This is a genomic window from Sphingomonas sp. SDUR79 (assembly GCF_056821745.1).
The window spans coordinates 3,711,332-3,725,655 of the sequence record NZ_JBPDIN010000001.1 but is presented as its reverse complement, the minus strand read 5'-3'; the positions used below and the strand labels follow the sequence as shown (position 1 = coordinate 3,725,655).

Here is a 14,324-nt window from a genome sequence, read left to right as displayed (position 1 = left end):
TTTCGGTGATGCGACAACCCTCAGGCGATCGTCTGCCCGGTCTTCGCCCAGTCGGCCATAAAGCCCTCGATCCCCTTGTCGGTCAGCGGATGCTTGACCAGCTGGCGGATCACCGCCGGCGGCGCGGTCATCACGTCGGCGCCGAGCTTGGCGGCTTCGAGGATGTGGATCGGGTGACGGACGCTGGCGACCAGAATTTCGGTCTCGAACGCATAGTTATCATAGATCAGGCGGATATCGCCGATCAGGTCCATCCCGTCGAACCCGATATCGTCATGCCGCCCGACGAACGGCGAGATGAACGTCGCCCCGGCCTTTGCCGCCAGCAGCGCCTGATTGGCCGAGAAGCACAGGGTCACATTGACCATCGTCCCGTCGCTGGTCAGCGCCTTGCACGCCTTCAGCCCCTCGATCGTCAGCGGCAGCTTGACCGCGACATTGTCGGCGATCTTCCGCACGATCTCCGCCTCGCGCATCATGCCGTCATAATCGAGCGCGACGACTTCGGCCGACACCGGGCCATCCACGATCTCGCAAATCTCGGCGACGACTTCCAGGAAGTTGCGCCCCGCCTTGTGGATCAGCGACGGATTGGTGGTCACGCCATCCAGCAGCCCGGCATCCGCCAGCTCGCGAATATCGTTGGTGTCGGCGGTGTCGGCGAAGAACTTCATGGGGGAACTCCGGTGGAATGTGACAGTTACATGACGTCGCGCTATGCGGAGCGCGACTCTGTTCGCGAAGCCCTCTAACACCGGACTCCCATGCGCTCCATCTTTCTCGTCGTGCCGATGTTCGCCGCCGCGCCAGCCTTGGCGCAGCAGGTCGATGAGCAGTTCTGGCTCCAGACCAACGCCCAGATTCGCCTCGACGATCAGTCGCGGGTCACGCTGGAGGGGATTGCCCGGTTCAGCGACCGCATGGACGGACTGTTCCACACCGAAATCGGCGGGATCGTCAGCACCAAGGTCGCCGACAATGTCGAGATCGGGATCGGCTATCGCCGCGTGTCCGCCCATGGGAACAGCAATGCAGCGGATGAAGACCGGCTTCGGCAACAGGTGGTCGCCACCTTCGGTCGCATCTCGACCCGCCTGCGCGTCGATCAGCGCTTTCACCCCGGCGGGGACGAGATCGGCTTCCGCATCCGCCCGCTGGTCCGCTACAACCATCCGCTGGGCGACAAGGGCATCGCCCTCTTTGCCGGGCATGAAAGCTTCTATCTGCCCAACAGCACCGTTTGGGGCCAGCGCAAGGGCTATGAGCGGATGCGCAACCAGATCGGCGTCACGCTACCGGTGGCCGATGGGCTGAATGCCGACATCGCCTATCTCAACCAGTATCGCTTCGGCAAAGGCGGCGCGCGCGACCAGATGGACCATGCGCTCAGCCTTCAGTTGACCATCGCGCTTGGCGGGAAGCCGCAGCACGAAGACGAATAGCCGCTATTGCGGTGCGACGAGCATCGCCTTTGCGCGCGGCTGGTCGAGGCCGGTAAGGTAGAGCCGGTAAATCCCCGGCTGCAAGTCGAAGCGCACGATCTTACCGATCGATGAGCAGTCCGGCCCATGTCCGTGCTGAGTCGATTTGACCGGCGCGCCACCGGCAACGCCCGGCACCACATCGATCCAGCCGTGCTGGTCGAGCGCGACGCCATAGCGCCCGGCCGTTTCGATCCGGAACCCGATCATCACCGCCCCGCCCGGCTTTGCGCCGGCGGGCACGCCGGGCAGCTTCGCGACATCGCCCGCTTCGAGCGTTACCGCCTGATTGATCCCGAACCCGTCGGCCTGCGTGGTCCAGCCCGAGAGACTGGCGGGCAGCGCGACATCAGTCGCGGCGCAGCTGGTGGTGGCTTGAAGCAACAGCAATGCTGGGATGAGCATCGGCGATCTCCTCTGCAGTGCTGGTTAGCGCTTCCCACGCCGCGCGGGAATGCCGATATGGCAAACATGTCTCGCGCCCGCGTCATCGTCCTCAACTCCGCGCTCGGCCCGCTCGACTATCGCGTCCCGCGCGGGATGACGGTCGAACCGGGGTCGATCGTCGTCGCGCCGCTCGGGCCGCGCCAGCTGATCGGCGTGGTGTGGGAAGCGGAGCGGCTGCCGACGGAGGAGATTGGCGACAACCGCCTGCGCAACCTGCTCGCCGTTGCCGATGCGCCACCCATCCCCGCGCCGCTGCGCCGCCTGATCGAATGGACCGCCGACTATTATCTCGCCCCGATCGCCTCGGTGCTGCGGATGGCGCTCAGCTCGACCTCGGCGCTAGAGGGCGGCAAGACCATCGTCGAATATCGCGCTACCGGCGAAGTGCCGCCGCGCATGACCGCGCAGCGCGAACAGGCGCTGGAGCGCATTGGCGACCGCCAAGGGCTGATCCGCGAACTGGCGACGATCGCAGATGTCTCCGACGGCGTGATCCGCGGGCTGGTCAAGAGCGGTGCGATCGAGGGGGTAACGGTCGCACTCGACACGCCCTATCCGCTCCCGGACCCAAGCTTCGGCGCGCCTGAACTGTCCGATGAGCAGGACACGGTCGCCGCGACGCTGCGCCAAGCGGTGCGCGACCGGCAGTTTCACCCCTTCCTCCTCGACGGCGTCACCGGATCGGGTAAGACCGAAGTGTATTTCGAGGCCGTAGCGGAGGCAATTCGAGCCGGGCGTCAGACACTGGTCATGCTGCCCGAAATTGCGCTGACCGAGCCGTTCCTCAAACGCTTCCACGCCCGTTTCGGGGTTGAGCCAGTCGCCTGGCACTCGGGCCTGCGCCAGTCGCAGCGCCGCCGGGCCTGGCGCGCCATCGCCACGGGCGAAGCATTGGTCACCGTCGGCGCGCGCTCCTCGCTCTTCCTCCCCTATCCCAATCTCGGCCTGATCGTCGTCGACGAGGCGCATGAGACCAGCTTCAAGCAGGAGGAAGGCGTCCATTATCACGCGCGCGACGTCGCAGTGATGCGTGCGCATTTCGAAGGCTGCCCGGTGATCCTCGCCAGCGCCACCCCCGCGATTGAAACCCGACAACAGGTCGCACTCGGCCGCTACACCGAACTCAAGCTGCCCGGGCGCTATGGCGTCGCGGAGATGCCAGCGATCGAGGCGATCGACCTGCTCGCCGATCCGCCGATGCGCGGCCGCTGGCTCGCCCCCAAGCTGGTCCGCGCGATCGACGCGACGCTGGAGCGCAAGGAACAGGTGCTGCTGTTCCTCAACCGCCGCGGCTATGCCCCGCTGACCCTGTGCCGCACCTGCGGGCATCGCTTCCAATGCCCCAATTGCACCGCGTGGATGGTCGAGCATCGCCTGATCAACCGCCTCGCCTGCCACCATTGCGGCCACACCATCCCGACGCCGCGCGCCTGCCCCGAATGCGACAGCGAGGACAGCCTGGTCGCCTGTGGCCCCGGCGTCGAGCGCATCGCCGATGAGGTCGCCGCCCTCTTCCCCGATGCCAAGACCGCCATCGTCACCTCCGACACCATCTGGTCCCCGGCCAAGGCGGCGGAATTCGTCGCGCGGATGGAGGCGGGCGACATCGACATCGTCGTCGGCACGCAATTGGTGACCAAGGGCTATCATTTCCCCAATCTGACCCTGGTCGGCGTGGTCGATGCCGATCTTGGGCTTGAGGGCGGCGACCTGCGCGCGGCGGAACGTAGCTTCCAGCAGATCTGCCAGGTGGCCGGGCGCGCCGGGCGCGGCGAAAAGCCCGGCACCGTCCTCATCCAGACGCACAGCCCCAAGGCGCCGGTCATGCGCGCGTTGGTCAATGGCGATGCCGAAGGCTTCTACGCCGCCGAGACCGAGGCACGCCGCGAGGCCGGCGCCCCGCCCTTTGGCCGCTTCGCCGCGATCATCGTATCGAGCGAGGACAAGGACTCAGCGCTCGACACCGCCCGCGCGATCGGCCGCAGCGCGCCAAAGGTGGAGGCGATGCAGGTGTTCGGCCCCGCCCCCGCTCCGCTCGCAATGCTGCGCGGCCGCCACCGCTTCCGCCTGCTGGTCCACGCCCGCCGCGCGCTCGATGTTCAGGACGTGATCCGCGACTGGCTCGGCGCACTGGAATGGCCGACCAAGGTCCGCGTGGTGGTGGACGTCGACCCGTACAATTTTCTGTGATCTTGCGCACCCCGACAAACCTATCCTAGCATCATCGCATTGGAACTAGGGGGTTCAATCAAGATGTTTCGCATATTGCTGGTCGTGTTCGGCCTCATCCTGCCCGTCGCGGCACAGGCGCAATGGTCGCGCGCCGAATCCACCAACTTCATCGCCTATAGCAATGGCACGCCCGAGGATCTGAAGGAGCGGGTCGAAGCGCTCGAGAAATTCGGCCGCGTGCTCCAGACGATGACCGGGGCGCGGCGGCTCAAGGAAGTGCCGGTCAAGATCAAGGTCTATTTCCTGCCAAGCCAGCTCGAGGTCGCGGACTCGCTGCCCTATCCGGCGGGCGGCGTGCTCGGCTATTACAACACGACGATGCGCGGCCCCTTCACGGTCATGCCGCGACAGGATTTGAAGGATTCGGCGACGGGGCGGACGCAGTTCAGCGCCGTGACGGTGCTGCAGCATGAGCTGACCCACCATTTCATGTTCCAGTATTTCCCGGCCGCCTATCCCGCCTGGTATGTTGAAGGCTTTGCCGATTATATCGGCGCGATCGAAATCACCGACGACAACATCGCCAAGGTTGGAATGTTTCTCCCCAACCGCGCCGAAACGCTCAGGCGGCTCGACTGGGTGCCGCTCAAGGAGTTGATGAACCCGATCCCCGGCAAGTCCAAGTTTCCCGGGATTGCCTTCTATTCGCAAGGCTGGATCACGGTGCATTATCTCTACAGCACCGATGCCGGCCGCACCAAGCTCAAGGACTATCTGCGCCGGATCAACGCCGGTCAGTCGTTCGGCGATGCCCTTGCCGCGTTCGGGGACATGGATGCGTTCGACCGCGAGGTGCGCGCTTATTCCAAGCTCAATCGCATCCCCGCCGAGGGCGTCCATTACCCGCAACTCACCGCTGGACCGATCACCGTCGAAAAGCTGTCACCCGCTGCCAGCGCGCTGGTGAACATCGAAATGCGCATGAGCGCGGGCGTTCTGGTGTCGGGTGCCAAGACATTCGCCAATCGCGTCCGCAACGTCACGCGCCCCTACCTGTCCAATCCGGACGCGCTGCGGGTGCTGGCCGATGCAGAACGCATGGCCGGCAATCGTGCCGAATCGCTCGCCGCCGCCGATCGCCTGCTGACGCTCGATCCGGCCAGCCCCTGGGGCAATTATTTCCGCAGCGTCAACGAGATCGATGCGCTGATCGCGGCCCAATCGACGGACGAAACAGCGTGGGACGCGACACGGGCGAGACTGCGCGCGGCGATGAAGGCGTTGCCGAACGAGCCGCGCTTTGCTCGCGCTTTCTATGAAAGCTATTCACGACGCGGCGTTCTGCCGCCCGCGAGCGCGCAGAATGCGCTGGCGCATGCGCTGGACCTGATCCCGCGCGAAAACTCGCTCCGCTTGCTCGTCGTCAAGGATTACGAAGCACGCGGGATGATTCAGGACGCCATCGATACGCTGGCTCCGCTTGCCTATGGCCTTGAAGACGAAAGCGAAAAGGCCAAGCGTCAGCGGGAGAAATTCCGCGGCCAGTATCGCGAGGTTGATGACGAGGACGATGCGGAAACGCCGCGCGAAATGCTGGTGCGGCTGCTCGCGAAGCGCGACGGCAAAGCGGCACCCGCTGCGGGCAATTAGTATGCTTGCGCCGCCCGCCCGGTTTCGCGAAACAGGGCGGGCGGAGGTGCCAGCGTGACGCGATTGCTGTTTTTGTTGACGATGCTGGGCATCGCGCTCGGCCTCGGCTCGGCCCCGGCGCGCGCCGATGACGACATCTCCGCCGCCGGGCGCGGCGTGGTGCGGATCGTCACCATCGCCACGGTCGAAGGTGAGGTGGTCGGGTTCGGCCATGGCAGCGGCTTTGCCGTCGCCCCCAACCGCGTCCTGACCAATGCGCATGTGGTTGAGGCGGCCGAGCGCTATCCCGGCAACGTCCTGATCGGCGTCGTTCCGTCGGAGGGCGACAAATCGTTCCAGGGCCGCCTGATCGCGATCGATAGCGACCGCGATCTGGCGCTGATCGAATTTACCGGCATCCGCCTGCCCGCGCTGACCTTTTACTCGGGGCCGATCAGCGAGGGGAATGCGATGATCGCGCTCGGCTATCCGGGCAATGTCGATCTGGCCACCGCGCGCACTGCGGCCGACTTCATCACCCCGCTCACCCCGGTCCGCTCGCAGGGCGTGTTCTCGGGCCGCCGCGATCTTCAGGGGGTGAAGGTGCTGCTCCACACCGCGGGGATCGCCCGCGGCAATTCGGGCGGGCCGCTGCTCGACCCGTGCGGCCGCGTGCTTGGCGTCAACGCCGCGCTGACCCGCGCCGACGATGGCGATGCCAGCTTCGGCTTTGCGATCAGCAACGAGGAAGTTGCCGCCTTCCTGCGTGAGGCAAAGCAGCCGATGCCGTCGAACGGCGTCACCTGCACCAGCATCGCCGAACGGCTGGCACAGGACCGCACCGCCGCCGAACAGGCGCGCGTGGCCGACGAACAACGCGCGCGGGAGGCCGCAGCGAAGGCCGCCGCAGACCGTGAGGATGCCATTCAACAGGCGCGCAGCGACAATATCGTGACGCGCGAAAACTATATGGCCGGGGCCGCGCTGTTGCTGGTCATCGGTGCATTCGTGCTCGGGGTCGCGGGGCTGCTGCTGATCCGCGAGCAGAAGCGTGAGGCGATCATGACCGCGGTCGGCGGCGGCGCGTTGATCGTCGCGTCGGTTGCAACCTTCGTGCTGCGCCCTGAATTCGATCCAACCGCTATCGATGGTGCCGCGCGCGTCGCCGTGCCGCCACCGGTCGCCCAGCCGGGCGGCCTCGGCAAGATGACCTGCACCATCGACCCGGTCCGGTCGCGCGTCACCGTGTCGGATACCAAGGATGTGGCGATCGACATCAACCCCGATGGCTGCGTCAACGGCCGCACCCAATATGCCGAGTCCGGGCAGAATTGGCAGCGCATCCTGGTTCCGGATGACGAGGCAACGGTGTCGGTGCTCGAATATGCCCCGACGACGCGGACCTATTCGACGACACGCTACCTCCTCTCCGCAGCGCAGATGGATATCGCACGCAAGCGCCGCGCGGACGTGAAGGTCAAGGCATGCTCGACCGATCCCGCAGCACGCGCTGACCTCGCCACGCGCCAGCAATCGATCCGCACCGCCCTGCCGCAGGTCTTCAACGAGCGACTGGTCTATAGCTGCAAGCCGGCAGGCTGAAATGGGCTGGCGCGCGATGACGGTCGCCGACCTGCCGGCGGTCGCGGAGATTTCGACGCTGGTGCACGGCCGCTATGCCGAGCCGGTCGAGGTCTATGCAGAGCGACTGACGCTGTGGCCGACCGGCTGCTTCGTCTGGCAGCAGGGCGATACCGTCGCCGGGCTGCTCGTCGCCCATCCCTGGCACCGCGCGGCATCGCCCGCGCTGGGCGCGCTGCTCGGGACTATTCCGCCCGATGCCGACAGCTTCTACCTTCACGACATTGCGCTGCTGCCCGAAACACGCGGGCAGGGTGCCGGTAGCGCAGCGACGGCGCTTGTCATCGAACACGCGCGGTCGACGGGGTATCGCGACATCACGCTCGTCGCAGTCAACAGCGCCGAGGCGTTCTGGACGACACAGGGCTTTGCGATCGTCGAAACAGGCGGATACGGCCCTGGCACCTTCCGCATGCGCCGCGCCATCGATTAGGCGTCCTCCACCCCTTCCCGCGCGCGCAGCACCTTCTTGCGCTGAATCCCATAGGCATAGCCGCCCATGCTGCCGTCGCTGCGCTGCGCCCGATGGCACGGGATGACGACGGCAACGCTATTCGCCCCGCATGCCGTCCCCGCCGCGCGCACCGCGCCGGGCCGCCCCGCCGCGATGGCGAGTTGGGTGTAGCTCAGCGTCTCGCCCGGCGGGATTGCGCGCAGCGCTTGCCACACCGCCTCCTGAAACGCCGTCCCGCGCACGTCGAGCGGCAGGTCGGTGTGCCGCCCCGGCTGTTCAACCTCGCCCACCACGCGCTCCGCCAGATCGGCGAGCGCCGCGCCGCCAGCGACGATCTCCGCCCGCGGAAACCGCGCGGCGAGCGCCAGGCTGTCCTCGTCGAACGCCACCCGGCACAGCCCCTTGTCGGTCGCCGCGATCAGCAGCGGCCCCAGGCTGGTCGGCGCGACGGTCCAGCGGATGGTCACCCCCGCCCCACCGTTGCGCCACGCGCTCGGCGTCATGCCCAGCCGGTCGGCGGCAGTTTCGTAAAAGCGGCTGGGCGCGGAATAGCCCGCTTCATAGATCGCATCGGTCACGCTTCCCTCCATTTCGAGTGCGGCGGCCGCGCGTCGCGCGCGCACCCCACGGGCATAGGCGGCCGGCGTCACCCCGGTCGCGCGCTTGAACAATCGCTGGAAATGATGCGGCGCGTAACCGACCTCGACCGCGAGCGCCTCGAGCCCGATCGCTTCCTCGGCCCCCTCCAGCAAGGCGACCGCCCGCGCCACCGCCACCCGCTCGCGCCCGACCTCATCGGGCTTGCAGCGCAGGCATGCGCGCAGCCCGCTTGCCCGCGCGCTCGCCGCATCGGGGAAGAAGCGGACATTGGCACGCAACGGATGCCGCGCCGGGCAACTCGGCTTGCAATAGATGCCGGTGGTCAGCACCCCCGCGATAACCCGCCCGTCATAGGCACGGTCACGGCGCTGGAAGGCATCCCAGGCTTCGTCGTCGGAGAGCATCGCGTCGGTCATACGCGCTGATATAGCCGATCTTCCGCGCGGTGCTTCCCGCGCATTGCGTCCAAAGCGCGACGCCTTTAGGGGGACGCTTTCCCGCAGCTTTCAGGGCAGGCGAATGGCGGACGCACCACTGGTCGGCATCATCATGGGCAGCACCTCCGATTGGGAGACGATGCGCCACGCAGCCGAGACGCTCGACGCGCTTGGCGTGCCGTATGAGACCAAGGTCGTCTCCGCGCACCGCACCCCGCAGCGGCTCTACGACTACGCGACCGGCGCAGCCGATCGCGGCCTCAAGGTCGTGATCGCGGGCGCAGGCGGTGCGGCGCACCTGCCCGGCATGGCGGCGGCGATGACCCACCTTCCCGTGCTCGGCGTGCCGGTCGAATCCAAGGCGCTGAAGGGCATGGATAGCCTGCTCTCGATCGTTCAGATGCCAGGCGGTATCCCCGTCGGCACGCTGGCGATCGGCAAGGCGGGCGCGATCAACGCCGGCCTGCTCGCCGCCGCGATCCTCGCCACCAGCGACGCGGACCTCGCCGACCGGCTCAAGGCATGGCGCGCGCGCCAGACCGAAAGCGTCGCAACGGACCCCGAATGACCGCAGTTCCGCCCGGCAGCACCCTTGGCATCCTTGGCAGCGGCCAGCTCGGCCGGATGATCGCGGTCGCCGCCGCGCAGCTCGGCTATCGCTGTCACATCTATGCACCCGAAAGCGGCCCGGCATGTGACGTCGCCGCCGCCTTCACCTGCGCCGCCTATGACGACGAAGCCGCGCTCGCCGCCTTCGCCCGCGACTGCGCAGTCGTCACTTATGAGTTCGAGAATGTCGACGCGCTCGCCGTCGCGACGATCTCCGCCCACGCGCCGGTCCGCCCCGGCCATGCCTCGCTCGAAACCGCGGCGCACCGCTGGAACGAGAAGCGCCTCGCGGAGGAATGCGGCGGTCGCCCCGCGCCGTGGCACCCGGTCGCCTCGCGCGCCGATCTCGACGCCGCACTCGCCGCGATCGGCACCCCCGCGATCCTCAAGACCGCGACCGAGGGCTATGACGGCAAGGGCCAGGTCCGCCTCGCTTCGCCCGCCGAAGCCGATGCCGCATGGGCATCGATTGGCGAGCGCGAATGCGTGCTCGAAGGGCTGGTCGCCTTCACCCATGAATTCTCGGTGCTGCTGGTCCGCGGCGTGGATGGCCAGAGCATCGCCTATCCCACCCCGCATAACGAGCATGTCGGCGGTATTCTCGACCGCTCGACCGCGCCTGCCCCCGCCGCGATCCTCGAACACGCCCCCGCCGCGATCATGCTCGCAACGCAACTCGCGGATCGGCTGAACCATGTCGGCCTGCTGACCTGCGAGTTCTTCGCCACGCCCGACGGCCCGGTGTTCAACGAAATGGCCCCGCGCGTCCACAATAGCGGCCACTGGACGATCGAGGGCGCCGTAACTTCGCAGTTCGAAAATCATGTCCGCGCGGTGCTCGGCCTTCCACTCGGCCCCGTGGCGCTGACCGGCAACGCGGTCGAGATGCGCAACCTGATCGGCGACGCTGTCGATGCGTGGCACGACCTGCTCGCCGAACCGGGCGCGCACCTGCACCTTTACGGCAAGCACGAGGCGCGCCCCGGCCGCAAGATGGGCCATGTCACGCGGGTGACGCGCTAGAGCCTATTCGGGCTGGCTAGAGGCAGCGGGACGGAGCGGATTTTGGCGCAGGGCGAGGAGCGAGGAGGGAGCGATGCCAAAGCATCGTGACCGACGAGGGACGACGCAATGCGCCAAAAGGCACCCGCCCCTTCGGGGTTGCCCTGGCGCGCCCGCTGGTCTGCGTCGCAGATCTTGCGCGTAGCGCCGCTACGCGCCGCGACCCCCTCCTTGCCAGCGGACACGCCAGGGCAATCACGACGTCTCTAGCCAGCCCGAATAGGCTCTAGCTTCAGGTCACCTTCTTGTAGATCGTCACGCCCAGAATCAGGAACAGCGCGGCCACGGCCAGCGCAATGAAGAACAGAATCTTGGCGATATCCCAGACAAATCCGGCGATCCCGCCAAAGCCCAGCAGGCCGAGCACAAGCGCGATGATCGCGCAGATGAAGGCGGCACGTAGCATCTGAAATCTCCCTCTATTGAGGAAAGAACGCCTCAGCCGCCGGGAGTTGCCCCGGGCCCACGAAAAAGCCCGCCTCCCTCGCGGAAAGCGGGCCATTTCGGTTCAGACACTCACGCGATCAGGCGCGCGTGCCCTCCATCGGGAAGCTGCCGAACGCACCCGCGGTGACGTTGCCCTTGATCGTGTCGCCATCGACCGTGGCTTCGCACGTCAGCGTCATCGGCATCGGCACGGTGATATCGAGCGACCAGCTGAGCTTGTCGCCATCGACCTTGCCATTCTTGATATCGGTCGTGCCCATCGCGCCGGCATAGGTGCCGGTGAAGCTGTCGCCATCGCTGGTGACGGTCAGCGTCGCCTTCTGCGCACCCATCGGTGAGTGGGTTACGGTATCCCAGCTTCCATCGACATTCGCCATGCTCTGCTCTCCTGTAATCCGTTGCGCCTCACTTGCCGCCGGCACTAGGGCCGACGTCTTCGGGCTTCACCACCTCGACAGGCAGGCCGAGGCTGTCAAGCTGTGCCCGAACCTTCGATGCATCACCGACCACGACCCAGACCAGCTTGGCGGGGTCGAGAGCCGCGCGTGCCGCAGCGTCAACTTGCGGGATTGTCAGCGCGCGATATTTTTTCGCGATCTGCTCCTGATAGTCGTCCGGACGGCGCAGGAAGTCGTTCGACTGCATCGCGCCAAGCACCGCACCGGCGGTTTCATACTGGCCCGCCTGACGGCGAATCGCGCTCACCACCGACCGGTCGAACTCGGCCTTGGTGATGCCCTTGTCGCCCAGATAGCCCTGCAGCTCCTTCTGGATTTCGGCGATCGCCGGACCGGTCTTATCGGCCTGCACCGGCGCAGACACGATGAACGGCACCGCATGCTCGAGCCGGCTGAGGCCGCCGCGCGCGCCGTATGACCACGCCTTGTCCTCGCGCAGGTTCATGTTGATGCGCGACAGGAAGTCGCCGCCCAGCACTTCGGTCGCGGTGCCCAGCGCGATCGGGTCGCCGAACGGGTCGACCGGGGTCATCTGCCCGGCCAGGATCAGCGACTGGGGCGAATCGGGCCGGTCGATCAGCAGGATCTTCGGCGCGGCCTGTTGCGGCTTGGCGGCGAAATCCTTGGTGCCGGCGGCACCCTCACCCTTCCAGTCGCCGAACTTCGCCTCGAACGCAGCCTTCACCTCGGTCAGCGGACGGTCCGAAACGACGAAGATCTTCGCCTTGTCCGGGCGGATCCACGCCTTGTAGTAATTGACCAGATCGTCGCGGGTCAGCTTCTTCACCGCTTCGGCGTCACCGCCAATCGCGGCGGTCTTCGCATAGGGCGAATCCTTGCCATAGATCAGCGCAGGCATCGCCATCTGGGCAAGGCCGGCCGGGTTGGCGCGAACCTGTGCGATCTGCGCCAGCATCTGGCCGCGCACCCGCTCGATCTCCGGCTGCGGGAAGCTAGGGTTGCGGGCGATGTCCGCCATCAGTTCGAGCGAGCCGTTGAGGTTCGGGCTCGGCGTGAACAGCGAAATGGATGCGCGGTCGGCGCTGCTGCCGACGTTGATCCCGGCACCCAGCCGCTCCTGCGCCTCGGCGATCTGAACGGAATTGCGGGTCTTGGTGCCTTCTTCGATCAGCGACAGGGTCATGCCCTCGGTGCCGAGCGCGCTCGCCACGTCCGACGCGGTGCCCGCATCGAAGGTGATGATCGCCTGCGTCACCGGAACGGCGTCGCGCTGGGCATAGACCAGCTCAATCCCGTTCGACAATTTGCTACGCGTCACCGCCGGGAAGTCGATATCCTTGACCTCGGCCACACCGGGCAGCGCGCCGCGCGTACCCTTCACCACTTCGTCGGCGACCTTCGCCTTTTCCTTCGGCGTTCCTGCCGCTTCGGCATAGGCTGCGCGCGGCCCCGGCTCGATCGTCAGCGAATAAACCGGGCGCGACAGCCACTTGGCGGTCACATCGCGCGCCTGCTGCGGCGTCACCGCCGCCAGCTGGGCGAGCTGCTTCTTATAATAGCCCGGGTCGTTCATGTAGAGCGCGCCCGACGCCAGCGTCACCGCCTTGCCGCCGAACCCGCCGACCGATTCAAGGCCACGGATGCGCGACGATGCCGTGCGCGTCTTGTACCGCTCCAGCTCCTCGGCGGTCGGACCGTTCTTCAGGTAATCGGCAATGATCTCATCCAGCCGCTTGCCCACGGTCGCCGCATCGACGCCCGGACGAACATCGGCCGAAATCAGCACCATGCCGGCCTGCGCGAGGCTCTGGTTGAACGCGCCGACGCCGACCGCCAATTTCTCCTGCTTGACCAAGATATTGTCGAGCCGCGAGCTGGCGAGGCCGCCGAGCACGCCGATCGACGCGTCGAGCACGGTCGACTCCGCGTCGCGCATCCCCGGTACCGCCCACATGCGATAGATGCGGGTGACCGCAACGCGATCCTTCATCACCTCGGCTTTGGCCTCGGCCAGCGTCGGGACCGTCACCGTCGGCTCGGCGGTCTTGGGACCAGCCTTGATCGCGCCGAAATATTTCTCGACCAGCGGCTTGGCGGTCTTGGCGTCGATATCGCCGGCCAGCACCAGCACGGCGTTGTTCGGGCCATAATATTGGCGGAACCAGTTCTTCACATCGTCCAGGCTGGCCGCATCAAGGTCCGCCATCGAACCGATGGTCGAGTGATGATAGGGGTGGCCGACGGGGAACAGCCCCTCGGTGATCTTGTAGCGCAGCAGACCATAGGGCTGGGTATCGCCCTGACGCTTCTCATTCTGCACCACGCCGCGCTGCTCATCCAGCTTGCCCTGCGTCACCGCGCCGAGCAGATAGCCCATGCGGTCGCTTTCCAGGAACAGCGCGCGGTCCAGCGCCGCACGCGGCACCGTCTGGAAATAATTGGTGCGGTCCGAATTGGTGGTGCCGTTGTAATCGGTCGCACCGACTTCCTTCAGCGGCTCGAAAAACTCGCCCGGCGAATTTTCGGAGCCATTGAACATCAGATGCTCAAACAGGTGGGCAAAGCCGGTCTTGCCCTTGGGCTCGTGCTTCGACCCGACATCATACCATACGGCAACGCCGACGATCGGCGCCTTGCGATCGGTATGGACGATGACGCGCAGACCATTGGCCAGCACGAACTGCTCATAGGGAATGTCCACGCGCTTCACGAGATCGGCGACAGGCACGGCCGCCACGGACGGCGCGGGTGCCTGCTGGGCGTACGCTGGGGCACTGAGCACGACCGCAAGCGCAGTCAGGCTGACAAAAGCTAATTTCATGACGCGAAGGGTTCCTAGGTGGAAGGTATCGACCGCAACAACATACCGGCCTGCCGAAACCGCGCAACCCTGCGTTGTTTTCCCAACTTGCCGCTGTCGGTTTGG

The 14,324-nt window shown here is 66.4% G+C and carries 13 protein-coding genes; 7 read left to right on the top strand and 6 right to left on the bottom strand.

What is annotated here, in order from left to right; all coding sequences use genetic code 11:
* Positions 1-20 precede the first annotated feature (20 nt).
* Positions 21-674: a fructose-6-phosphate aldolase gene (gene fsa / locus ACRYLO_RS18295; RefSeq protein WP_294016281.1), complete on the bottom strand. Its 654-nt coding sequence runs from the start codon at positions 672-674 to the stop codon at positions 21-23.
* Positions 675-764: 90 nt separating this feature from the next.
* Between fsa and ACRYLO_RS18290 the strand changes: the two genes are divergently transcribed.
* Positions 765-1,442, top strand: coding sequence for a DUF2490 domain-containing protein (locus ACRYLO_RS18290; RefSeq protein WP_482661480.1), 678 nt, complete (start codon positions 765-767; stop codon positions 1,440-1,442).
* A 3-nt stretch (positions 1,443-1,445) separates the two neighbouring features.
* Here the strand turns inward: ACRYLO_RS18290 and ACRYLO_RS18285 are convergent, their stop codons facing one another.
* A complete protein-coding gene (locus ACRYLO_RS18285) occupies positions 1,446-1,886 on the bottom strand; it encodes a hypothetical protein (RefSeq protein ID WP_482661479.1) in 441 nt (146 codons plus the stop codon).
* Positions 1,887-1,952: 66 nt separating this feature from the next.
* Between ACRYLO_RS18285 and ACRYLO_RS18280 the strand changes: the two genes are divergently transcribed.
* From ACRYLO_RS18280 to ACRYLO_RS18265, 4 genes are all read left to right on the top strand, one after another.
* Positions 1,953-4,118, top strand: coding sequence for a primosomal protein N' (locus tag ACRYLO_RS18280; RefSeq protein WP_482661478.1), 2,166 nt, complete (start codon positions 1,953-1,955; stop codon positions 4,116-4,118).
* Positions 4,119-4,181: 63 nt separating this feature from the next.
* The gene (locus ACRYLO_RS18275; protein ID WP_482661477.1) at positions 4,182-5,750 is read left to right on the top strand and encodes a tetratricopeptide repeat protein; all 1,569 of its coding nucleotides are present in this window, start codon (positions 4,182-4,184) and stop codon (positions 5,748-5,750) included.
* A gap of 54 nt (positions 5,751-5,804) precedes the next feature.
* Entirely contained in the window at positions 5,805-7,331 is a 1,527-nt protein-coding gene (locus tag ACRYLO_RS18270; RefSeq protein ID WP_482661476.1) for a trypsin-like peptidase domain-containing protein, read from the top strand.
* Position 7,332: 1 nt separating this feature from the next.
* Positions 7,333-7,803 carry a GNAT family N-acetyltransferase gene (locus tag ACRYLO_RS18265; RefSeq protein ID WP_482661475.1) on the top strand — a complete coding sequence of 157 codons (471 nt, stop codon included), beginning with the start codon at positions 7,333-7,335 and terminating at the stop codon, positions 7,801-7,803.
* On the opposite strand, the gene ada is transcribed toward ACRYLO_RS18265, so the two are convergent.
* Positions 7,800-8,840 carry a bifunctional DNA-binding transcriptional regulator/O6-methylguanine-DNA methyltransferase Ada gene (gene ada / locus ACRYLO_RS18260; RefSeq protein WP_482661474.1) on the bottom strand — a complete coding sequence of 347 codons (1,041 nt, stop codon included), beginning with the start codon at positions 8,838-8,840 and terminating at the stop codon, positions 7,800-7,802. The two genes, ACRYLO_RS18265 and ada, sit on opposite strands and share 4 nt — an antisense overlap.
* Before the next feature lie 103 nt (positions 8,841-8,943).
* Here ada and purE point away from each other — a divergent pair, with 103 nt between their 5' ends.
* Together purE and ACRYLO_RS18250 are read left to right on the top strand one after the other, a co-directional pair.
* Positions 8,944-9,429 (top strand): 5-(carboxyamino)imidazole ribonucleotide mutase, encoded by a 486-nt coding sequence (purE, locus tag ACRYLO_RS18255; RefSeq protein WP_482661473.1) that lies wholly within the window; start codon positions 8,944-8,946, stop codon positions 9,427-9,429.
* Complete coding sequence (locus ACRYLO_RS18250; RefSeq protein ID WP_482661472.1) at positions 9,426-10,493, top strand: 5-(carboxyamino)imidazole ribonucleotide synthase; 1,068 nt, start codon at positions 9,426-9,428, stop codon at positions 10,491-10,493. Before purE ends, ACRYLO_RS18250 begins: the two co-directional genes overlap by 4 nt.
* A 271-nt stretch (positions 10,494-10,764) precedes the next feature.
* Here ACRYLO_RS18250 and ACRYLO_RS18245 read toward each other — a convergent pair whose 3' ends face one another.
* The 3 genes from ACRYLO_RS18245 to ACRYLO_RS18235 form a co-directional block, all read right to left on the bottom strand.
* Positions 10,765-10,938, bottom strand: a complete 174-nt coding sequence (locus ACRYLO_RS18245) for a DUF1328 family protein (protein WP_482661471.1) — start codon at positions 10,936-10,938, stop codon at positions 10,765-10,767.
* A 118-nt stretch (positions 10,939-11,056) separates the two neighbouring features.
* Positions 11,057-11,356 (bottom strand): hypothetical protein, encoded by a 300-nt coding sequence (locus ACRYLO_RS18240; protein ID WP_294016302.1) that lies wholly within the window; start codon positions 11,354-11,356, stop codon positions 11,057-11,059.
* A gap of 28 nt (positions 11,357-11,384) precedes the next feature.
* A complete protein-coding gene (locus tag ACRYLO_RS18235) occupies positions 11,385-14,219 on the bottom strand; it encodes a M16 family metallopeptidase (protein WP_482661470.1) in 2,835 nt (944 codons plus the stop codon).
* Between the last annotated feature and the right edge of the window lie 105 nt (positions 14,220-14,324).

Coding starts and splice junctions, on each gene's coding strand:
- ACRYLO_RS18275 (WP_482661477.1), top strand. CDS start 4,182: ATGTTTCGCATATTGCTGGTCGTGTTCGGCCTCATCCTGCCCGTCGCG.
- ACRYLO_RS18250 (WP_482661472.1), top strand. CDS start 9,426: ATGACCGCAGTTCCGCCCGGCAGCACCCTTGGCATCCTTGGCAGCGGC.
- ACRYLO_RS18280 (WP_482661478.1), top strand. CDS start 1,953: ATGTCTCGCGCCCGCGTCATCGTCCTCAACTCCGCGCTCGGCCCGCTC.
- ACRYLO_RS18285 (WP_482661479.1), bottom strand. CDS start 1,886: ATGCTCATCCCAGCATTGCTGTTGCTTCAAGCCACCACCAGCTGCGCC.
- fsa (WP_294016281.1), bottom strand. CDS start 674: ATGAAGTTCTTCGCCGACACCGCCGACACCAACGATATTCGCGAGCTG.
- ACRYLO_RS18240 (WP_294016302.1), bottom strand. CDS start 11,356: ATGGCGAATGTCGATGGAAGCTGGGATACCGTAACCCACTCACCGATG.
- purE (WP_482661473.1), top strand. CDS start 8,944: ATGGCGGACGCACCACTGGTCGGCATCATCATGGGCAGCACCTCCGAT.
- ACRYLO_RS18290 (WP_482661480.1), top strand. CDS start 765: ATGCGCTCCATCTTTCTCGTCGTGCCGATGTTCGCCGCCGCGCCAGCC.
- ada (WP_482661474.1), bottom strand. CDS start 8,840: ATGACCGACGCGATGCTCTCCGACGACGAAGCCTGGGATGCCTTCCAG.
- ACRYLO_RS18235 (WP_482661470.1), bottom strand. CDS start 14,219: ATGAAATTAGCTTTTGTCAGCCTGACTGCGCTTGCGGTCGTGCTCAGT.
- ACRYLO_RS18245 (WP_482661471.1), bottom strand. CDS start 10,938: ATGCTACGTGCCGCCTTCATCTGCGCGATCATCGCGCTTGTGCTCGGC.
- ACRYLO_RS18265 (WP_482661475.1), top strand. CDS start 7,333: ATGGGCTGGCGCGCGATGACGGTCGCCGACCTGCCGGCGGTCGCGGAG.